Genomic DNA, 20,601 nt, shown 5'->3' with positions numbered 1-20,601 from the left:
TTCAACACATATGGTGATAACTTTGTGGATTCAATTTTCATCCATTTCCCCTACTCTTCCCCACGCAGTAGGTTAGGAGGAATAAAATGTAATTTTATGGTGACTTTTATACTTATTAATGTCGTAAAATATTATACATTTATTTATAAAAATACAAAATAAAAATTCTTCAATCGTATTTTTGTACAATTGAAGAATTTTAAAAATAATTTTTTTAATAGAATTGATTTTTCTATTATTTGTTTTTAAGTTTATCCATTACACTAAAAAGTTCTTTATCTGTAACCTGAGGAAAACTTTCATAATGCATACCCACAGCATAAAATTCACTTGGTATCAACAAACATATTACTTCATCAACAATTTTACTGAAACGCTCAACAGTTTCAGAAGGAGCAACAGGAACTGCTATTATAATTTTTCTTGCTTGCAGCTTTTTTATAGACTCTATAGCCGCAAGTAAAGTAAAGCCAGTAGCTATACCGTCATCAATTACAATTACAACCTTGTTCTTTACATCCGGTGGATCCTCATCTCCTCTATACTCTCTTAGCCTTCGTTTAATTTCTATTAATTCTGATGCTACTTGTTTTTTTATATATTCATCTGGTATGTTAAAATATTGTACTATTTTCTCATCTAGAACATAAGTTCCATCCATAGATACTGCACCTATTGCCACTTCCTCATTATGTGGGGCGCCGATTTTTCGTGGAGTAATCAAATCCCATTTAAAATTAAACTTTTTTATGGTGTTATACGCAGTTTCAACTCCACCTCTTGGTATTGCTAGAACAACTACATCTTCAGCTTTAAACTTTTCTAATTTTTCAGCAAGCTTCTCTCCAGCATCATATCTATTCAAAAACATAGTATCACTCTTTCCCAAATAAGTATCTAGTATAAGTTTAACTAAATATGCTGTATTTATTCTTATTTCATATAATATAATCTCATTGCTTTTAATAGAATAAATAGTCTCCTACAGTTATTAAAATTCTATACTGAAATTACTTATTACAATATGGTAAAAGAGATTTTACATGTTTATTTTCTTCCTCTATTAAAATAGTTAACATTTTATAACTGTCCTTTTCGGTGTCATTAACCTTTTTAACCAATTTTCCTCTTAAGTTTATAAGTAGTGCTGCATTTTCTTTTTCAAAGTTCACTATAAATCCTATTAATTCCTTAATGTTTTTTAGATTAGGCATGTCTATCTTGCTTTTGAATTGAGCAATAGCTTGAGATATTTTATCATAAGTGAAAATATCTATTTCCACGTTATCCTCATCAGTTATACTGTTTTTCATCTGATCAAAATATGCTACGTGCCTCCCCTCCTCTCTGGCCATTACCTTACATAATATCTTAAAACTATCATAATTTTTGTTATCTATATTTGAGATATTGGAGTATAACTTTGACATCTCCTTCTCTATATCTATTAATTTGTCCAAAACATCCTTTATCGTATAACTCATTTTATTACCTCCTATATATTTGATAATTTATTTATAAATACACCTATTGGATATATTTTATCATACATTCTTAATTATTTTTAAATAATTTATTTTATTAGTTTACATAATAATTAATATGTTACCTATGATATAAGCAAATTTTTAAAAAATGAATAATATTTATGTAATAAGGTAAAATATACAAATGTGATCATGTTATTTAAATTTTTTATTTGTATTAAAGGAGATTTTTAAATGAAAGTTGGAATACCTAAAGGATTATTGTATTATAAGTACTACCCCTTCATGGAAACCTTTTTTACAGAGCTCGGAGCAGAGATTATTACCTCTCCAGAAACAAATAAAGAGATATTAGATATGGGAGTAAAATATTGTATAGATGAAGCTTGCTTACCTGTAAAGGTTTTTCATGGTCATGTTGCATATATTAAAGATAAATGCGATATAATCTTTATTCCACGTATTATGCAAATAAGTGCAAACGAATATATTTGCCCTAAGTTTTGTGGTCTTCCAGAAATGGTGATAAATAATATACCTGATATGCCTCAGACTATTACCTCCCCCATTTATGCATTCTCTAAGAAAAGCTTAAGAAGCTGGGCTAGAAATACAGGTATTATATTTACCAAAAACTATTTAAAAATAGGTAAAGCATATGAGGCTGCTTTAAAAGCTCAAAAGCTTCATAAAGGCGGTATAAAAAATGATAATTTTAAATTAAATGTAGCTTTAGTAGGTCATCCCTATAATGTTTATGATAAATTCGTAAATATGGATGTGATTAAAAAACTTAATAATTTAGGCATTGGCGTGATAACTGAAGAGAATATAGAAAGCAATTATATACAAGATCAAATTAATTCGCTTTTCAAAAGACCTTTTTGGACTTTTGCTAAAAACTCTTATGGTTTCTCTACTTATTTAGCTGAGAATAATAAAATAGATGGAATAGTGTATATATCTTCCTTTGCCTGTGGAATAGACTCTGTAGTTATAGAGCTTATAAAAGATAAATTAGATGATTTTCCACTGTTAATCTTAAAAATCGATGAACATACTGGCGAAGCAGGCTTTGATACAAGATTAGAAGCCTTTTCTGATATGCTTGAAAGGAGATGTGTTACATATGAAAATAACCTTTCCTCATCTTGGTAACACCTACTTTGCTGCAAAAGCTTTATTTGATGGCCTAGGAGTAGAATATGTTATACCTCCCTTAAGCAATAAAGCTGCCCTGGAAGTAGGATCGCTATATTCCCCTGAGGAAATATGTTTGCCTTTTAAAATAATGATAGGCAATTATATTGAAAGTATTAAGCAAGGTGCAGATACTATAATATTTGTAGGAAGCTGCGGACCCTGTAGGTTTGGGGAATACTGTGAGCTTCAGATGAACTTATTAAAAAAGTTAGGTCATGATCTAGAATTTATTGTGATTGATAACCCTAGAGACATAGGTTTGAAAGAGCTTTTTAATCGGATAAGTTCAATTTCGAAAAACAGTAGTAAATCAAAAAAAGATCAACTTAAAGCTGTGTATTATGCAGTAAAAATTATAAATTTAATAGACGAAATAGAAAGCACAGCTCACTATCTTGCTGGATACGAAGTAAATAAAGGACAGTGTAAGATGCTTTTGAATCAATGTAAAACTGAAGCAATAAAACAAAACACGCCAGAACAAATGTTCGAACATCTGAAAAAGTATAAAAACTTACTAGAAACTGTACATATTGACAAGAAAAAAAATCCTATTAAGATTGCTATTATAGGTGAAATATATACTGTCATCGAACCTTTCTCTAGTCTATACATTGAAGATAAATTAATGGACTACGGAATTTCAACAAAAAGACATCTTACCCCTAGTTGGTGGGTTAAAAATATGTCTTTAACTAAGTTAAACTTAAACTCTTTGGATATTCGGAGAGCCTCAAAGGAATATCTTCCATTATATATTGGTGGCCACGCAAGAGAGTGCATTGGAGAAGCTGTGCTGGCAAAAGAGCAAAATTTTGATGGAGCAATTCAGATATTCCCTATGGGATGTATGCCTGAAATTGTCTCAAAAGCTATACTTCCAACTATATCTAGAGATAAAGATTTTCCAATACTAACTCTAGTTGTAGATGAGATGACTGGCGAGGCAGGCTATATAACCAGAATAGAGGCATTCTTAGATTTGCTTGAAAGGAGAAAAAGAAATGTATTATATGGGAGTTGATGTTGGTTCTGTTAGTACCGACATTGTGCTTGTAGACAATAACATGAATGTTGTAGAATCGCTGTATTTGAGAACTAAAGGTAGACCAATTAACGCTATTCAAGAAGGATTTAAATTCTTAAAAGACAAATACGATGCAAAGCAAATAAAAGCTGTTGGAACAACTGGCAGCGGAAGGCAGATTGCATCATTTTTAATTGGCGGTGATGTGGTTAAAAATGAAATAACAGCTCATGCAGTTGCTTCCCTTCAAACTAATAAAAACTTAAGAACTATTATTGAAATTGGAGGCCAAGATTCAAAAATAATAATTTTGAACAATGGAATTGTAACAGATTTTGCTATGAACACTGTTTGTGCCGCTGGAACTGGTTCATTTCTTGATAGGCAGGCAGAAAGATTAGATATTCCCATTGAGGAATTCGGAGACTATGCCCTTCAATCTAATAATCCCGTAAGAATAGCAGGAAGATGTGCTGTTTTTGCAGAGTCTGATATGATACATAAACAACAGCTTGGATATAGCGAAAAAGATATCATTAAAGGTCTTTGTGATGCTTTAGTTAGAAATTATCTTAATAACGTAGCTAAAGGAAAAGAAATTAAATCTGAAATTTTCTTCCAAGGAGGAGTAGCTGCAAATATAGGTATGAAAGCCGCTTTTGAAGAAGCATTAGGATGTGAAGTTACAGTTCCAAAAAACTATAAAGTCATGGGTTCAATAGGAGCTTCAATTTTGGCAAGAGAGTATTTAGAAAAGACTGGAGAAAAAACTAAGTTTAAAGGATTTGATTTAGCTGATATGGAATTTGTCTCAAGAAGCTTTGAATGTAAAGGTTGCACCAATGGATGTGAGGTAGTAAAGATATTAGGAAGCGAAACAGTTGTAGGCTACTTTGGTGACAGATGTGGTAAATGGAGTGGCAGCGTATTAGCTGTATAAACACTACTAGGCTCCAGCTAAAATCTTAAATTATACACTCATGTAAATCATTGAAATAGTGAAATACTTTTAGTTGAGGGTTGAGAGTTGAAAATCGAAAGTTGAGAGTGAATGATGATTTTTCATAGAAAAATCTCTAAGTTGTAGATTTTCTGAATCATAGAGTAAGAAAATCATCTATAACTATCCATTATCCGCTGTCAACTTTCAACTATTTATTTTTTCTCTTCTTATTATAAAAATTATCAACTTAGATTATAGCATAAATTAGCTTTGAGTTTATTTCCCTATGTAGGGCTTATAAAGGAACAAGGAACATCTACTAAACACTTACCACAAACATCTGAAACCCCAATATTTGAATAAAGATTATCATTATGTAAGCACATTTCATAGCATTTTTTTCTATCAAAACGATTCTCTTTTAATGCATCATTTACACATCTTTTTACACACTTCTTACATGTATTATTAGCTTTATATAAGCAATGTTCCTTTATTCTTTTATCAGAGGTCTCCAAAATTAAGTTTGTAACTACACTTGCAAATCTTCCACAACATCCCCTTTCTGTAATAAGCATATTATTTAAACCAAAGGTTCCTAAGCCTGAAATAAAAGCTACATGTCTTTGAGACCAATCACTTATTAATTTGTATGTATCGAAATTATAAGTTAATGGAATCACACTACAGTGATACCCCTTTTGTTCTAAATCACTCTTAATATAATTGTTTAAATTAGTCATCATTTCATTCGTTTCAACATAAGCAACTGCCCAAGCTTCAGAGCTCTCCTTACCTTTTATATTACTATATGCTATAGAGTTATCAAAAGGTATGAAGTAACAAATAACTGTTTTTGCATCTTCTAAAAAATCCTTTGGAAGCATATGTGAAGGCGATACTATATGTTTTAAATTAATGAACTCTTCATCATCTGCATTTGCAAAAGCCACTAGAGGCTCTCTATATTTAGTTTTAACAGATTTTATGTCTCCATAATTATTAACATAATTTTTTATAAGCTCTTCAATATATTTTTTCACCTATATCCCCCACCCTTTTATGTTATATTTAGTTTTATAACTTTAAGATTTACCTTTTATTTCTTATCTATATACTGTTGTAAATCATTATTACATATTATTAATTAATTTTCTATCATTTTGAAATATAAAAATTAATTACATTACGAGTTTATATAGAGTTACCTTGAAAAGAAATGGGATAAACAACGTACAGGAAAGTATTAAAGCAACTAGTTATTGGGAAACTATGAATAATTTAAATTACACTATCTAATAATAAAAATAGAAGCTGCTTAAAATTCCATATAGCAATTATTGAGAAAGGGTGTTGTCGATTGAATATTGACGAATCTTTAGTATGTCCAAAATGTAATAGTACTCACTTTGATATAAAGCGTGAAGCTACTTATGTCTATACTTATAAATTAAATACACCAGATACAGTTTCAAATAGCAAAAATGAATCTGCGCTACCTTTTTTATTTGATAATAGAGAGCAAACCTGTTCAAATGAATATTTAGAATGCGAAGAATGTGGAGCTCGTTATCCTTGCCCATTCTTTAATGATAATCAGAGAATTAACCTTACTATTTTGCAGAAAGCTATAAGAGCTGATCATAAAGAGGAGCCTGACTTTTTTGGATAACTAATAGGCTTTTACTTCATAAAAAGCATACTAATGAACAATTATTTAGTATGCTTTTATCCTATCTTTTAATATTTCATGTAATTTAAAAACAATTCTTTGCTTAAACTTCTATGAACATTGAAGAATATTAACCCTATATACTTAATTTTATTGTTGTTGATGTATTACTAAATTTTTATCTTTCATAATTTTCTTGTTTGTAAGTTATTTTACATTTTTCTAATTTACATAATATTTAATATGTTACTATAAAAACCTTTAAACAGCTAATTTGTCAGTTGTTCAAAAATATGGCTATGTGAATTTAACATTTACTTAAAAAATTATATATATTATCATAAATCAAAATTAACAAACACACAATATAATAAATATAATAGCATTTATTATCCACTATTGCGATACAGCTTTAAAAATAAATCTGAAGGGAGATATTTTATGAAAAGTATCACATATGGAGATGTATCTTTTAAAGCAATGAGTCAAATTATTAAAAATTATATCCAAAGCGATAGAAACTGCAAATACAAAATATCTATAGGAACAGATTCTCAAAATTTTGATGTAACTAAAGTTGTCGTTGTAGTGGCAGTTTGGAAAGTTGGAAATGGCGGTATATTCTTTTACGATATTAAACATGTAGATAAAATATCAAATTTGCAGTAAAAAATTTTTTATGAAACCAGTTTGAGTATTGAACTAGCTCAAAGGTTATCAGAAAAATTCGATAAAGAAGATTTTAAATGTGATATGAGTATACATGTTGACATAGGTGATGATGGTTTAACATCAAAAATGATACCAGAGATATTAGGTTGGGTTAAAAGTTGTGGGTTTGATTGTAATGTAAAACCATATTCATATGCAGCTTCTAGCATTGCAAATAAGTACTCAAAATAACTCTTTAATAAATTACTAAATGGCAGCCTGATTATCAATAGCTTGCTGCCATTTAATTTTACTATTTACATACCATATTGTTTTGTAAAAAAGCAACCTCCTAAAGTATTTTTAGAAGGTTGCTTGCCGCTATTTAATATAAATTACCAATAAATATTTTCTTTTAATTCTGCTTTAGGCCCTAAATTTACATCTTTTAAGGCCCAGTTCTTAAACTCTTGGAAACCAGTTCTATCAACAATATAACCTATATGTTCCTTTCCTCCTGGTGCCTCTTTATCTATATATTCTCTTATATAATCGTAGGTGTTAAGAATTATTTTTATAATGCTTTCCTCATCTACCCATTTAATAAAATCTTGAGCAAGTCTTGGATTTTTCTTTCCTGTTCTGCCCATTATCACTAACTTGTAATATTTTTCCCTACTTCTTGTCCATGCTCCTGTTGGGCACTTTCCAATACATTCTCCACAGCCTATACATTTATCATGATCTCTTATCACTTTGAAATTTTCAAAACTTAGTGCTCCTGTGGCCCTCTTTTCACAGTTCGTTACACAAGCCTTACAACCTATACATCTATAGCTATCATATTGAGGCTCTGTCATCCCAATAATTCCAAAGTCATGCATTCTAGATTTTATACAGTCATTTGGACATCCAGTAAGAGCTACTTTTACATGAAAGTCATTAGGGAATATAGCCTTCTCTATCCTTTTTGCAAAAGCAGTAGTATTGTAATTACCAAAAGGACAAACTCTATTTCCTACACATGCAGATACATTTCTTGTACCTGACGCTGGATATCCTGTTTTAGGATTAATCTGATTTATTTCTAATCCTTCTATAACTGGTTGAATTATTTTATTTATCTCTGGGATATGCTTCATATCTATCCCTGGTATTTCAAAACCTTGCCTTGTAGTTATATGCACTGTTCCATTTCCAAATTCCTCTGCTACTTTTTGAAGAATTGCAAAATGCTTTGCCTCCATATGTCCACCAGGAACTCTTATTCTTATAGCGGTTTTTCCTCTTTCTTTTGTTACTCTAAAGGCATTCTTTTTAAGGACTTTTGTATTGATATCCATAACGCTCCCCCCTTTAATCAATCAAACTCTTAGCTGCAACGTAATTAAATACTGGACCTTCTAAACAGATATACGTGTCATCTATCTTACAATGGCCGCATTTTCCAACACCACAACACATTTTTCTTTCATATGATACCCAGATGTTTTCCTCTTTTATTCCTTTTTTAATAAATTCCGCTACGGTAAACTTCATCATTATTGGTGGTCCAACTACTATAACCTGTGCACTTTCTATACTATCGATCTTTAAATCCTTTACATAGTTAGTTATCAAACCTACATTTCCTGTATAACCTTCTTCTCCTTTGTCTACAGTTAAAGTAGTGTTAATATTTTCACTCCATCTTTGTATATCATCTTTGAATAATATATCTTGTGGAGATTTAAATCCCATAAGAACATTAAATTTCTTCACTTCATTTATATGCTCACTAAAATAATCTATTATACCTTTCACAGGAGCTAGTCCTGTTCCTCCAGCCGCTATAATAAGTTCCTTACCTTTGTATTCATTTATATCAAATCCATTTCCATAAGGTCCTCTTATAAAAAGCTTATCTCCTGGAAAAAATGTATGAATTACATCAGTAACTACACCTACACGTCTTATAGTTAAATCTACATATCCATCACCAATACCACATACGGATATAGGTGCTTCTCCGTATTTTGGTACAGAAACTTCAAAGAATTGTCCTGGTTTTACTTCACCTCTATATTCCATTCTAAAAGTGTAATCTATATCCGTATGTGGAGTTATACTAATTATTTTACTAAGTGTAGGTAAATATATATTTTCCATTTATTCCACCTCTTCCATTGCTTTATTTAACTTATTAACACAATTTGAAAAAGATATATATTCAGGACAAATGTCGTCACATCTTCCACAGCCTACGCACATATGGTAGCCAAATCTTTTATTAAAATCATAAACCTTATGCATGACTTTAAATCTCATTCTGTCGCCCTTATCTTTTCTAAAGCTATGTCCCCCGGCCATGTCTGTGTACCCATCTACTTGGCAAGACGCCCACACTCTTCTTCTTTCACCGGTATTCTTGTTATCTTTGTAGAATATATCCTGCATAGTAAAGCATGTACATGTTCCACATACAGTGTTACATCTTCCACAAGCTATACATCTTGATGAATACTCCTTCCATCCTTCCCAATTGAATACTCTTTGGTCTAAATTCTCTGGTATATTTACTTTTGTCTCATTAGAATCTATAAATGTTGGTTTTACCGGAACTTCTTCCATTCCTTTAAAGTATTCATCGAAGCTTTCATCTTTACATTCTATAGATACTTGTCCGTTACTTTCTCTTACAAATAAATCGTATTCATTTGTTGTATTACTGCCCATACTCACACAAAAACAGTTTTCAAAACTATTTTTACATTCCATAAGCACAAATTTTACTTTATCTCTTAATTTTCTATAATAAGAGTCCTCATAACCATTATTTAAATAAATTTGATCTAATCTTTTTATAGCGTGTATATCACAACTTCTTAAGAAGATTAGAATTCTTTTATCCTCTACTTTAGGTTCTGTTATACTGTCTTCTGTAAAATAGAATAAGGTTTGAGTAATTGGAAGAATAATTTCTTTTGGTGAGAACTGTGATTTTTCGTTAAAGACTATCTGATCAATACTTGTAACTTGACCATATCTTATTGTATCTGTATCTGAAAATGTTCCTTTTCCTTCTAGAAGTACTGGCGCATATATTTTATATTCCTGCCCTATCTTTTCTAGAAAATCATTAAACTTACTGTGGTTCATTATAAAACCCATGTTAACCCTCCTTATGCTTATACAGCCATATTATCCTTAATCTTTTATAACTTACACTTATCATTAGAAACATACCAATATGCAAATGCTACAAATATCATTCCACCAATGATATTACCTAATGTTACTGCTGTTAAATTATATGCTAATCCACTTAAGGATACTACAGCCTTATGAGGTATCATTACTGATATTGATAAAAGTGTCATATTAGCAACGCTGTGTTCAAAACCTGAGGTTATAAATGCAAACAAGCACCAGAAAATCATGATAAGTTTTGCTGTTTCCTCTTTTAACTTAAAAGAACACCATACAGCTAAGCAAACAAGAATATTACATAAAATACCTCTTATTACAAGTTCTATAAATGGAGCTGACATTTTTGCTGCAGAGGCTTTAATTATAAAATCTGCAGTTGCTCCTTTAGAAAGTCCTGAATATACAAATAATGCAGCTAATATAATTGCTCCTATAAGATTTCCAACATAACTAAAGAACCATACACTAAACAAAGATTTCCATGTAACTTTCTTCTCTAGAACTCCAATGGTCATCACCATATTGTTTCCTGTAAATAGCTCTGATCCTGCCATAATAACAAGACTTAAAGCGATAGCAAAAGAAACTCCCATGACTATTTTAGTGGCCGGTGAATTTGCTGAGGACAATATGCCTCCAATAGTGAAAATTAATAAGATTCCAAAGCCAACAAACATTCCTGCTAAAGCAGATGCAATTACATATCTACTTTTGCTATTTTTAAGAAAAGTAGCTTTTTTAATAGATGCCTCACCTATTTTATTAATTTCTTCTTTAAACATCATTAACACCCTTTCCTACTCGTTATATATTTAACATAACATGTTTGTTAAAAAAATAATGTGATAATCATCACAATTATTAAATAATTCACTAAAGAATTTAAATATAAAAAGAGCTGTCATAAATAAAGACAGCTCTTCCAATGAGCAGAGAAGCAAAATCTTAAGCAGGCATCCAAAATCTTTGATTTTGATATGGTCGCTTACACAGCGTGTACTCCTTTGAGAAATCGAAAAGGAGCTTCCATTTCTAATTTATATTAATTATCTTCATCAAGCTCCTTAAACTTAATCTCCTTTAAGTATATGCCATTCTTTTCTTCAACTTTGTTTTTACCAATATCATCGATGCTTGCTTTTATTGAACCAAACATCGTTTGAAGAGTTTTACTTGCAAAGGATTCTAATTCATCAAATATTTCTTCAGCGCCTTTCAATTTAGATACATATACATCCATCTGTTGGTTGGATAGATTTTTAACTATTTTACTTATAACAAACTCTAGATCATTATTACCAGGAAGTACAACTACATCCCCTGTTTGTAATGATAAATATATTGGGTTGTCAGCTTCAATTCCCTCTACTAAATCTTCATAACTATCATCTACATCTTCTGATAACAGATAAAAATTAACTAATACTTTCATAAAAGTGTGTTCCCCTCCAATTTAATATAATTGTAATGTGACACATTATTATTTTTCTTCACATTAGTATTATATTGAATTGGCATTTATTGTGTGTATATTTTTTTATCTATCCGTAAAGTACTATGTGAAAATAATCATTAGTAAATATCTACTTGTGTTCCAATGGGAACAGTATCGTATAGTTCCTTTGCATCACTACTATTCATACGAACGCACCCATGACTGATTGCTTTTGATATTGACGAAGGAATGTCAGTTCCATGAATACCATAGATTCCAAAAGGGACATTAAGCCTCATGAAATGTCCACCAAATTGTTCTCCCCATAAACCCTTCATAGTAATTTTCCAATGACCTAAAGGAGTAGGAGTACTAGGTTTACCAACAGCAACTGGATACTGTTTTATTAAAACATTGTTTTTGAATAATTTTAATATCCGCCTTCTTGTATTAACCTCAATACGATACATTAAAACACCTCCATTAATACAATTTATTCATCGATATATGTATTAATAATAAATTGTATAGGGAAAATAAAAATAATTATAAAGGATGTGTTAGTTTTGGACTTAAGTATATTAGATCAAGCTATTAGAATATTTGTTGCTATTATTGTTGGCGGTATAATAGGATTAGAACGAATGAAATTTCACAAAGCAGCAGGAGTAAGAACCCATGCAATTATAACGGTTATATGTACTATGTTAACAATAGTATCAGCCTATGGATTTGCTGAACTACCTGGTGCTAAAGATCCTACTAGGTTGATATCAAATATACTAACTGGGGTAGGCTTTTTAGCAGGTGGGGTTATATATGTAACTACTAAAAAGGATGCGAAACATATAGAAGAAGGTGTCGTAGGATTGACGACTGCTGCAGGAATTTTTGGAGCTGCCATGCTGGGAATCCCAATTGGATTAGGTCATTTTCAGTTAGTTATACTAACAGTAGCAGGTATAGAGTTATCTCTTCAAAGCGAGAATATAATAAAAAAGCTTCATATGCTTAAGGAAAGTGAGGAAGAACAAAAACTTGAGTAAATTATAAACTCTTTAAATCCTTCTTCAAAAGTTTTTTCTTGCGCTAATCCGTTAACGTTTAGTTTCTTTTTCATAAAAATCATCTCAAAAAACCAACATCTCCTTTATGTTTTTTACACTAGGATATGTTGGTTTTCTTATAGGCTATTTTAAATTTTAAAATTGAATTAAGTGATATTTTTATCTTCCTTTAAAGTACAATGAGAGTTCTTCTGGGTCTCTTACAATTATTTTTTTGCCTAAGAATTTTATTATTCCTATTTTTTCGAAATTATTTATGCACCTTGAAATTGTTTCTCTTGTACTGCCTAACATATCCGCCAGATAGGTAATGCTTATATTTAAATTTATCAAAACTCCATCTTCAGTTTGCATTCCATAGTCCCTACAAAGTTTCCAGAGCTTTGCCGCTACCTTCTTATCCATTTTTATTGGTACAGTATTTTTGAGCTGCCTGTAGAGCCTTCTAATTTTTCTTGACATTGAGTTAATTATAATTTGAGATAAATTAAAGTCCTTAGACATTATTTCCAAAAGATCATTTTTATTTAAATAAACTATGTAGCTATCCTCAAAGGCCTCACAATTTATCGATGCAGATACGTTATCAAAAATAACTTCATTTATAAATTCTCCACTACTAAGAATATAAATTACTCTTTTTTGACCTTCTTCTGAATTTCTAAACATGGTTACTTTTCCACTTAAAACTATATATATCTTATCAACATCGTCTCTTTCTGAAAATAGTATTTGTCCTTTTTTCAATTTTATTTTTGAGGATTTCAATCTTAGCTCTTTCCTAGTTGTTTCATCTAAATTATTAAATATAGTTAGCTGATTGAAATCGTCATATGTAACTTTACTCATAATGACGTCTCCTTTGAATTACAGAAAATCTGCACACTACCAAGGTAGTATGCAGTATTTATCAAGCTTAATATCATTACTTTTGGTCTTCATTAAATATTATAATTTTTTCATCCTTAACATCTACAATTATTTTATCATTTTGTGATATTTCTTCAAACAATATTTTATCTACAAAGTAAGGCTTAATTTCCTGTTGAACTACTCTATTTATTTCTCTCGCTCCATACTCTGAATTAAGTCCTTTTTGAGCAAGCCATGCATAACAATCTTCTGTTACATGTATTGTTATATTTTTAGCTTTTAATTTCTCTTCAAATTCACCTATGGCTTTTCTAGCTACCAACCTAGCCATATCTTCATCCATTTTATTAAATACAATTATTTCATCTAATCTATTTCTAAATTCAGGAGAAAATACTTTCTGTACTTCTGCATCGATAGCATCAAAGTGTACTTTTCTATTTCCAAAGCCCATAAGGGATTTTCCAATAGAAGAGGCTCCTGCATTAGAAGTCATGATTAATATTACATTCCTAAAATCTGTTTTTCTTCCAGTACTGTCTGTTACTGTAGCATAATCCATCAATTGAAGTAAAATGTTTAAAACATCTGGATGAACCTTTTCAATTTCATCTAAAAGAAGTACGCAATATGGAGTTTTTCTTATAGAATCTGTTAAAAGACCACCTTCTTCATATCCTACATATCCCGGTGGAGCTCCGATAAGCCTTGCAACGGTATGTTTTTCTTGATATTCGCTCATGTCAAACCTTATTAATGGAATATTTAATGATTTTGACAGCTGCTTACAAATTTCGGTTTTTCCTACTCCTGTAGGGCCAACAAACAATAAGTTTGCAACTGGCTTATTATCATCATTAAATCCCGCTCGTGATCTTTTAATGGCACTTACAATAGTTTCTATAGCCTTATCTTGACCAAATATTTTTTCCTTTAAGTTTCTCTCTAGACCTTTAATTAATTCTAATTCGTTGGAAGAAACACTTTGCTCAGGTATCTTAGCTATAAAAGAAATAATTTTTTCTATATCATCAGAGTTAATAGTAACTGTATCTTCATTTTCTGAGTGAAGTCTAACATAAGCCCCTACTTCATCAATGACATCAATGGCCTTGTCTGGAAGGTATCTATCATTAATATATTTTGCAGAAAGCTCTACAGCTGCATTTATTGCTTCCTTTGTATATTTAACATTATGAAATTCTTCATAGTTTTCCTTAATTCCAGATAAAATTCTATAAGTTTCTTCTATAGACGGTTCTGACACCTCAATCTTTTGAAACCTTCTAGATAATGCTTTATCTTTTTCAAAAACTTTTTTATATTCATCATATGTGGTAGATCCAATAAATCTTATTTTTCCTTCAGTTAAAAAAGGCTTAAGGATATTAGAAGCATCTAAGGAGCCGCCTGAAACAGATCCAGCTCCTATTATTGTGTGGATCTCATCTATATAAACAATAGGTCTTTCTTCCTTCTCAATACCTTTAAGTACTTTTTTGATTCTCTCTTCAAAATCGCCTCTATATTTTGTTCCGGCAAGCATAGCACCTAAATCAATGGAATATATTTTACTGTTTTGAAGTAATTTAGGCACTTTATTTTCTGCTATTAATTTTGCTAATCCTTTTGTTATTGCAGTTTTGCCTACCCCTGGATCTCCTACGTGTATAGGATTATTTTTAAGTCTTCTTGATAAAACTTGGATAGTTCTATCTAATATATCCTCTCTACCAATCAAAGAATCGAATTTCCCTTGTTCTGCTTTTTCTGTAAGCTCAACGGTGAACTCAGATAGTATTGATTTGCTGCTCACTTTTTCTTCATCTAACAGCATATCAAACTCTTCACCATCATCTTCCACCACTTCAAAGTCAAGTTCAGATATTCCGTGAGTTATATAATTTAAAATATCTAATCTTCTTATACCCTGCTTTTTCAAAAAATAACTAGCAAAACTCTCCGATTCGTCATATATGGATATAAAAATATCTCCAAGCTTAATGATATCTTTCTCTGCTGCTAAAACATGTTCCCCTGCAGAAGATATTATATTTTGAACCCCAATAGTCTCCAGCGGTTCACCTTCATCTATAAGATCAATATTCTCATTAAAGTATTTAACTAAATCACTTTTTAAATCTTCTACACTTCCTCCAATGCCTTCTATCATATTTCTTCCCTCTTTAAAAAAGAGTGATGCATATAAGATATGCTCAGGTGTAAAATATTCATGCTTTGAATATTTTGCTTCATTATAAGCAGCAGCAATAACTTCATTTAATATTCCATCTAATCTCATAGTTATTCCTCTTCCATACTAAATTTTAGTGGGAAACCACTTTCTTCTGCCATATTTACGGCTTGTACTGTCTTGGTTGCTGCGATATCATATGAGTATATCCCAGCAACACCTATCCCTACTCTGTGTACGTCATACATAATTTTTGTAGCTTCAATAACTTGTTTTTTAAAAACCTTAACAAGTACTTCTATTACAAACTCCATGGTGGTGTAATCATCATTGTGAACAAGCACCTTATACATCTTTGGTTTTTTTATTTTAATTTTTGTATCTTCTTTTAAAATAGATTTTTGTGACATTTTAACAACTCCATTAGTATAAATATTATGTTTAAGGTTATTTTAACATATGCGATTTAAAGTTAACATGGCTTTGCAATGAACATGTTTTACTTTCTTGTATACAACAAAAGGTTGTAAAATGTTCAATAAACCCATCAGAATCTTCATTTAAATATATGAAATTAAACTCTCTAGGTATATATATATCTTTTATTGGCACTATTTTAATTAAGCCTAGCTCAAGCTCTCTCTTAATTGTTTCTCTCGATATTATAGTGTACCCTAGATTTGACTCGACTAATGATTTAATAGCATTTATACTTCCAATTTCCATATAAGGTTTTATCATATTTAAATTATATCCAACTTCAACCAGCTTATTTTCAATTATTTTTCTAGTTCCAGACCCTTTTTCTCTTAATATCAAGTTTCCTTCTAAAACCTCTTGTAATTCTACATTTTCTCTTTTTGAAAAACAGTGTTTTGGTGATACTGCTAAAACAAGCTCATCATCCTTAAATTTCTTATATTTAAATATACCCTTATCAAAAGGACCTTCTACAAGTGCCAAATCCAGCTTCGCGCTTAATAATTTTTCAATTATTTCTCTTGTATTACTTACTTGAAGAAGTATGTCTATGTTTATATGTATATTTTTATATCTTCCTAAAATATAAGGAAGAACATAATCACCTATTGTTCTTGTTGCCCCTACATTATATGTTTTATTAATTCCTGATCTATTTCTAAGTTCCATATCTAATGTTCTATATAGCATTTCTAACTTTTGCGCATATTTAAATAAAATTTCTCCTTCTTCTGTCAGGTCTATCTCTCTTCCCTGCTTCTTAATTAAAGTTACACCGTAATAATCCTCTAAAAACTTAATATGTTGAGATACTGCAGGTTGGGTTAAATTTAATATTTGAGCTGCTTTGGTAAAATTCTTTATCTTACTGACAATCAAAAATGTATTCAATCTTAAGTCCAACACTTGCTTAAAGCCTCCCTAATATTTTTACAATAAAAAGCATTTTATATAATAAACCGTAAAAGGTAAATAAAAACGGGATTGTCAATTGTCAATCCTGATCTTATTTTTTAATGTTTATATTTTATAATTCCAACTGCGATACCTATTATATTTGTGCCCTCATCAGTTATAGGTATTGGGTTGTATTTGCTATTTTCAGGCATTAGTTTAATTCCACCTTTGCCTATTGAAAGCCTTTTTAGTGTAGCACTTCCATCAATATCAACAGCAACAATATCATTATTTTGCGCAGCATATTGCTTTCTTATTACTACATAATCATTATCCTCAATGTTAACATTTATCATACTATCACCTTTAACCTTGAGTATAAAGCAGTCATTTACGCCTTTCAACCAAAACTTAGGTATATAAAATTTATCTTCTATATCTGGATTTATTAATATAGGTTCTCCCGCTGCAATGTCGTTGTAAACCACAAGCTCTTTTAATTCGTCTTTTGTATATTCATCTTCTCTATCTTCATTCTTTACAATCACATCTGATATATCATTTATATCTCTAACAAAATCATACTTTCTATTATGTCGTATGTCATGATATTCAAAAGTTTCAATAGAGAGAACACTTTCGTAATAGTTATTTTTTTCTTCTGTATTCACTCTTTCTAAATTATTCACTTTTTCTTTCAGCTCCAAACTATCTGTATATGTATTTTTAAGAGAATAAGTTTTTATTTTTGTATCTATTCCAATACTATTGAGTTTTCTTCCTTTAACAAACCAGCCATTGGGGTTAGTATTGTTATCTTGGCTATTTACCAAAAGCATACTGCCATAGTCTTTATTATTTAGCAATGCCTTTACAATTTCAAATTGTACTTTCGTAAAATTTTGAAACTCATCTACTATTATATGTGTGACCTTATTATTCAAATTCTTAATATAATCCAAGGCTATTAGGTCTCTTTCTTCACTATCTACTAAATGATTCTCTTCTAAGATTTTATTATATGACAGCATAAGATTAAAAATAGCTTCTCTTGATTTGGAATTTTTTAAAAGTCTTAGAGGACCTTCGCCCTTCTTAACCTTTCTTCCTGTTCTATCAGCACTTTGATATGCATCAATAGTATTATAATTACAACATTTTATCCATTTTATTTCATCTGTAAGGAATCTACTGTACTTCAAATCTAATATTTTTAAATTTTTATATCGTTCCTTTATAGTTTTTATGCATTTATTTATTGTAATTATTTTATCCTCTTCTTTAATGATTGTATATTTGTTCTTTTCACTATTATTAAAGTATTTACATATAATATTTTCAATGCTGCAGAAAGTTAACTTGTCCTCATGATTAGTGAATAATGTTATATATTCTAATTTATTGTTTTCTTCTACTTTATCATATATTTTTCTAGCAATATCCACATTTATATCTTTATCTGATACTATTAATACTGTATCATCCTCAAACAAACAATATTGATTCTTTAAATATATAGCTCTATGTATTGCTGCTGTGGTTTTTCCAGATGAAACCTTTCCTTTTAGCAAACTACATCCCAATTGTTTATTTAATACTATCCTTCTCTGAACTGCATCTAATTTCACCTTTTCACCTCCAAACAGGAATATAAATCGATATATATATTATAACTCAACTGTCGCTATAATGGTTATAAAATATTTCGTGAATAATTCAATCTAAAAGAGGTTGTTGAATAATCCAACAACCCCCTTTAATTTGTGTCATGCATTTTTTCTTCTTTCTTCTTTATTATTTTTTTCGTAACTGCTGTACATAATCCAAGCGACCACTGAGAAGAATACTGGTCCAGCTATACTCCAAATTGTAGTCTTCATATCACCATTTATAGCTGGTTCTATTATTGAAAATACATTAGCAAATCCTACAGTAAGCACAACTACTATTGTCCATATAAAAGCACTATTGTAAGTTTTATATACTGCAAATGGTTTCCCAATCTTTTCATTCTTTTTGAATGGAGGAAAAGCAATTGCTATGAACATATATGGAAGAGTCATTGCTACATTAGTCATTGCAACTAATATATCAAAAAACTTCGACATTGAATCTCCACCAAAGGATACTAAAAATATTATTATACAGACTATGGTAGCTTGAATCCACATAGCATTTAGAGGCATTCCACCTTTTAATTCTCCCATTTTTCCGGGCCACAGCCTAGTAGGAGTACCTTCTATTATTTGTTTTAACGGAGAATATGTTAGTGTAAAGAATGCTCCTGATAAAGCTAAAAACATTGAAAGTCCAACAAATCTTGCTATCCATGCACCCATAGCTACAGCAGTAGCTTCACTTGCTCCAAATGCAGTTCCAAGTGCATATCCCAAATTAGCCATTACTACGTAACCTGCATTACCTAGATGAACGCCTTGTGTATTCATAACCTGTGCCCAGTTAGTGAATATACCAACCATAAATATACCTAATGAATATCCTATTGATATAATAACTGCTGATATAACAACTCCTTTAGGGAAGGTTCTTTCCGCATTTTCAGTCTGATCAACTAATCCACCAACAACCTCTATACCACCATAGGCGAATATAGCGTAAACTATAAATGCTAGAGAAACAATTGCATTTCCAACAAACTTAGGGTTTGGTGATTGTGTAAATGAACTTAGCCCTTGAATAGGCTGCGCTAATTGCCCCTTATTTCCAATCAGAACCAACAATGCACCAACTAGCAAAACAATATTTAGTGCTGCAACAGCTGTTCCACCTAATGACGTTATTCTTTTGATTTTATCTAAACCTTTAGTGGATACATAAGTTACAAATATAATCCATAGTATTCCTAATATTCCTAAAGTCTTAGGTCCAGATAATCCAAATAATGACCATGCTTTTGTTGTATCTTTTCCAAATATCGCATTTGATATCGGAACCCATACGCCTGATGCAACGTTTACCATCCAAATAATATAAGATGCATACCACATAAATGTGCCCATAAATGCAAATTTAGGTCCTATTGATTTTTCCATCCATGAATAAATTCCACCTCTTTCATTCTTAAAGGCCGCACCAAACTCAGCCATCATTAATGCAAAAGGAATGAAAAATGTTATTCCTGATAAAATATACCAAGGAATAGCAGCATAACCCATTTTATAGAATGATCTTGGTATATTATTAAATCCATATACAGAAGTAAATATCATTAGTACTAATGATACTAATGTTAATTTTTTTGTTGAATCTACATTTGAACCCATTTTTACCCTCCTTATTGTTATCATTCATTTTTAATTTATCAAACTCGAATATTATTTATTTGTATATCAATAATATTCCCAGACTATTATATAAAATACTATTATATAGCGTAAAAAATAAACCTCGAAGAATGGCCTTTCTTCGAGGTTTGTAAATTTTAACAATTTTTAATATAGGGTTACTAATCTTAAAGTTAGT

General features: G+C 30.5%; 20 protein-coding genes and 1 pseudogene. 6 read left to right on the top strand and 15 right to left on the bottom strand.

Going from position 1 to position 20,601, the window contains the following annotated elements; translation table 11 throughout:
- Window positions 1–235: 235 nt before the first annotated feature.
- Window positions 236–889, bottom strand: a complete 654-nt coding sequence (locus tag I6U51_RS01850) for a phosphoribosyltransferase (RefSeq protein ID WP_246517029.1) — start codon at window positions 887–889, stop codon at window positions 236–238.
- Window positions 890–1,010: 121 nt separating this feature from the next.
- A complete protein-coding gene (locus I6U51_RS01845; RefSeq protein ID WP_211140900.1) occupies window positions 1,011–1,484 on the bottom strand; it encodes a ferritin family protein in 474 nt (157 codons plus the stop codon).
- Between the two features lie 237 nt (window positions 1,485–1,721).
- Between I6U51_RS01845 and I6U51_RS01840 the strand changes: the two genes are divergently transcribed.
- The 3 genes from I6U51_RS01840 to I6U51_RS01830 are packed head-to-tail and all read left to right on the top strand — an operon-like array spanning window position 1,722 to window position 4,657.
- Window positions 1,722–2,645 carry an acyl-CoA dehydratase activase-related protein gene (locus I6U51_RS01840; RefSeq protein ID WP_211140899.1) on the top strand — a complete coding sequence of 308 codons (924 nt, stop codon included), beginning with the start codon at window positions 1,722–1,724 and terminating at the stop codon, window positions 2,643–2,645.
- Window positions 2,617–3,714 carry an acyl-CoA dehydratase activase-related protein gene (locus I6U51_RS01835; protein WP_211140898.1) on the top strand — a complete coding sequence of 366 codons (1,098 nt, stop codon included), beginning with the start codon at window positions 2,617–2,619 and terminating at the stop codon, window positions 3,712–3,714. Before I6U51_RS01840 ends, I6U51_RS01835 begins: the two co-directional genes overlap by 29 nt.
- Complete coding sequence (locus I6U51_RS01830) at window positions 3,695–4,657, top strand: acyl-CoA dehydratase activase (RefSeq protein ID WP_211140897.1); 963 nt, start codon at window positions 3,695–3,697, stop codon at window positions 4,655–4,657. The genes I6U51_RS01835 and I6U51_RS01830 overlap by 20 nt, the downstream gene beginning before the upstream one ends.
- 287 nt (window positions 4,658–4,944) lie before the next feature.
- Here I6U51_RS01830 and I6U51_RS01825 read toward each other — a convergent pair whose 3' ends face one another.
- Window positions 4,945–5,703 (bottom strand): epoxyqueuosine reductase, encoded by a 759-nt coding sequence (locus I6U51_RS01825; RefSeq protein WP_211140896.1) that lies wholly within the window; start codon window positions 5,701–5,703, stop codon window positions 4,945–4,947.
- A gap of 317 nt (window positions 5,704–6,020) precedes the next feature.
- Here I6U51_RS01825 and I6U51_RS01820 point away from each other — a divergent pair, with 317 nt between their 5' ends.
- The gene (locus tag I6U51_RS01820) at window positions 6,021–6,332 is read left to right on the top strand and encodes a hypothetical protein (RefSeq protein WP_211140895.1); all 312 of its coding nucleotides are present in this window, start codon (window positions 6,021–6,023) and stop codon (window positions 6,330–6,332) included.
- A 441-nt stretch (window positions 6,333–6,773) separates the two neighbouring features.
- Window positions 6,774–7,235 (top strand): annotated as a pseudogene (locus I6U51_RS01815) (ribonuclease H-like YkuK family protein).
- A 143-nt stretch (window positions 7,236–7,378) separates the two neighbouring features.
- On the opposite strand, the gene asrC reads toward I6U51_RS01815, so the two are convergent.
- The 6 genes from asrC to I6U51_RS01785 form a co-directional block, all read right to left on the bottom strand.
- A complete protein-coding gene (gene asrC / locus I6U51_RS01810) occupies window positions 7,379–8,326 on the bottom strand; it encodes a sulfite reductase subunit C (RefSeq protein WP_211140894.1) in 948 nt (315 codons plus the stop codon).
- Window positions 8,327–8,339: 13 nt separating this feature from the next.
- Window positions 8,340–9,131, bottom strand: a complete 792-nt coding sequence (gene asrB / locus I6U51_RS01805) for an anaerobic sulfite reductase subunit AsrB (protein WP_211140893.1) — start codon at window positions 9,129–9,131, stop codon at window positions 8,340–8,342.
- Window positions 9,132–10,133 (bottom strand): anaerobic sulfite reductase subunit AsrA, encoded by a 1,002-nt coding sequence (asrA, locus tag I6U51_RS01800; protein ID WP_211140892.1) that lies wholly within the window; start codon window positions 10,131–10,133, stop codon window positions 9,132–9,134. It abuts the gene before it with no gap.
- A gap of 44 nt (window positions 10,134–10,177) precedes the next feature.
- Window positions 10,178–10,954 (bottom strand): formate/nitrite transporter family protein, encoded by a 777-nt coding sequence (locus tag I6U51_RS01795; protein ID WP_211140891.1) that lies wholly within the window; start codon window positions 10,952–10,954, stop codon window positions 10,178–10,180.
- Window positions 10,955–11,214: 260 nt separating this feature from the next.
- Complete coding sequence (locus I6U51_RS01790; protein ID WP_211140890.1) at window positions 11,215–11,604, bottom strand: hypothetical protein; 390 nt, start codon at window positions 11,602–11,604, stop codon at window positions 11,215–11,217.
- Between the two features lie 140 nt (window positions 11,605–11,744).
- Window positions 11,745–12,077, bottom strand: a complete 333-nt coding sequence (locus I6U51_RS01785; RefSeq protein WP_211140889.1) for a L,D-transpeptidase — start codon at window positions 12,075–12,077, stop codon at window positions 11,745–11,747.
- Window positions 12,078–12,173: 96 nt separating this feature from the next.
- On the opposite strand from I6U51_RS01785, the gene I6U51_RS01780 reads away from it, so the two are divergent.
- A complete protein-coding gene (locus I6U51_RS01780; RefSeq protein ID WP_211140888.1) occupies window positions 12,174–12,653 on the top strand; it encodes an MgtC/SapB family protein in 480 nt (159 codons plus the stop codon).
- Between the two features lie 180 nt (window positions 12,654–12,833).
- Here the strand turns inward: I6U51_RS01780 and I6U51_RS01775 are convergent, their stop codons facing one another.
- The 6 genes from I6U51_RS01775 to yjeM all read right to left on the bottom strand — a co-directional run bounded on the left by I6U51_RS01775 (window position 12,834) and on the right by yjeM (window position 20,402).
- Window positions 12,834–13,523 (bottom strand): Crp/Fnr family transcriptional regulator, encoded by a 690-nt coding sequence (locus I6U51_RS01775; RefSeq protein WP_211140887.1) that lies wholly within the window; start codon window positions 13,521–13,523, stop codon window positions 12,834–12,836.
- A 76-nt stretch (window positions 13,524–13,599) separates the two neighbouring features.
- A complete protein-coding gene (gene clpA / locus I6U51_RS01770) occupies window positions 13,600–15,849 on the bottom strand; it encodes an ATP-dependent Clp protease ATP-binding subunit ClpA (protein ID WP_211140886.1) in 2,250 nt (749 codons plus the stop codon).
- Window positions 15,850–15,851: 2 nt separating this feature from the next.
- Window positions 15,852–16,151: an ATP-dependent Clp protease adaptor ClpS gene (locus I6U51_RS01765; RefSeq protein ID WP_211140885.1), complete on the bottom strand. Its 300-nt coding sequence runs from the start codon at window positions 16,149–16,151 to the stop codon at window positions 15,852–15,854.
- 37 nt (window positions 16,152–16,188) lie between these two features.
- The gene (locus tag I6U51_RS01760; protein WP_211140884.1) at window positions 16,189–17,127 is read right to left on the bottom strand and encodes a LysR substrate-binding domain-containing protein; all 939 of its coding nucleotides are present in this window, start codon (window positions 17,125–17,127) and stop codon (window positions 16,189–16,191) included.
- Between the two features lie 107 nt (window positions 17,128–17,234).
- Entirely contained in the window at window positions 17,235–18,746 is a 1,512-nt protein-coding gene (locus tag I6U51_RS01755) for a S24 family peptidase (protein WP_211140883.1), read from the bottom strand.
- A 138-nt stretch (window positions 18,747–18,884) separates the two neighbouring features.
- The gene (gene yjeM / locus I6U51_RS01750; protein WP_211140882.1) at window positions 18,885–20,402 is read right to left on the bottom strand and encodes a glutamate/gamma-aminobutyrate family transporter YjeM; all 1,518 of its coding nucleotides are present in this window, start codon (window positions 20,400–20,402) and stop codon (window positions 18,885–18,887) included.
- Between the last annotated feature and the right edge of the window lie 199 nt (window positions 20,403–20,601).

The sequence above is a fragment of the Clostridium aciditolerans genome (genome assembly GCF_016316925.1).
Lineage (GTDB): Bacteria > Bacillota > Clostridia > Clostridiales > Clostridiaceae > Clostridium_AM > Clostridium_AM aciditolerans.
The sequence above is the reverse complement of the archived record's forward strand: the minus strand, read 5'-3'. Positions and strand labels throughout refer to the sequence as shown.

Coding starts and splice junctions, on each gene's coding strand:
- I6U51_RS01835 (WP_211140898.1), top strand. CDS start 2,617: ATGAAAATAACCTTTCCTCATCTTGGTAACACCTACTTTGCTGCAAAA.
- I6U51_RS01790 (WP_211140890.1), bottom strand. CDS start 11,604: ATGAAAGTATTAGTTAATTTTTATCTGTTATCAGAAGATGTAGATGAT.
- I6U51_RS01775 (WP_211140887.1), bottom strand. CDS start 13,523: ATGAGTAAAGTTACATATGACGATTTCAATCAGCTAACTATATTTAAT.
- I6U51_RS01785 (WP_211140889.1), bottom strand. CDS start 12,077: ATGTATCGTATTGAGGTTAATACAAGAAGGCGGATATTAAAATTATTC.
- I6U51_RS01830 (WP_211140897.1), top strand. CDS start 3,695: ATGTATTATATGGGAGTTGATGTTGGTTCTGTTAGTACCGACATTGTG.
- asrC (WP_211140894.1), bottom strand. CDS start 8,326: ATGGATATCAATACAAAAGTCCTTAAAAAGAATGCCTTTAGAGTAACA.
- I6U51_RS01845 (WP_211140900.1), bottom strand. CDS start 1,484: ATGAGTTATACGATAAAGGATGTTTTGGACAAATTAATAGATATAGAG.
- asrA (WP_211140892.1), bottom strand. CDS start 10,133: ATGGGTTTTATAATGAACCACAGTAAGTTTAATGATTTTCTAGAAAAG.
- I6U51_RS01765 (WP_211140885.1), bottom strand. CDS start 16,151: ATGTCACAAAAATCTATTTTAAAAGAAGATACAAAAATTAAAATAAAA.
- clpA (WP_211140886.1), bottom strand. CDS start 15,849: ATGAGATTAGATGGAATATTAAATGAAGTTATTGCTGCTGCTTATAAT.
- yjeM (WP_211140882.1), bottom strand. CDS start 20,402: ATGGGTTCAAATGTAGATTCAACAAAAAAATTAACATTAGTATCATTA.
- asrB (WP_211140893.1), bottom strand. CDS start 9,131: ATGGAAAATATATATTTACCTACACTTAGTAAAATAATTAGTATAACT.
- I6U51_RS01840 (WP_211140899.1), top strand. CDS start 1,722: ATGAAAGTTGGAATACCTAAAGGATTATTGTATTATAAGTACTACCCC.
- I6U51_RS01795 (WP_211140891.1), bottom strand. CDS start 10,954: ATGTTTAAAGAAGAAATTAATAAAATAGGTGAGGCATCTATTAAAAAA.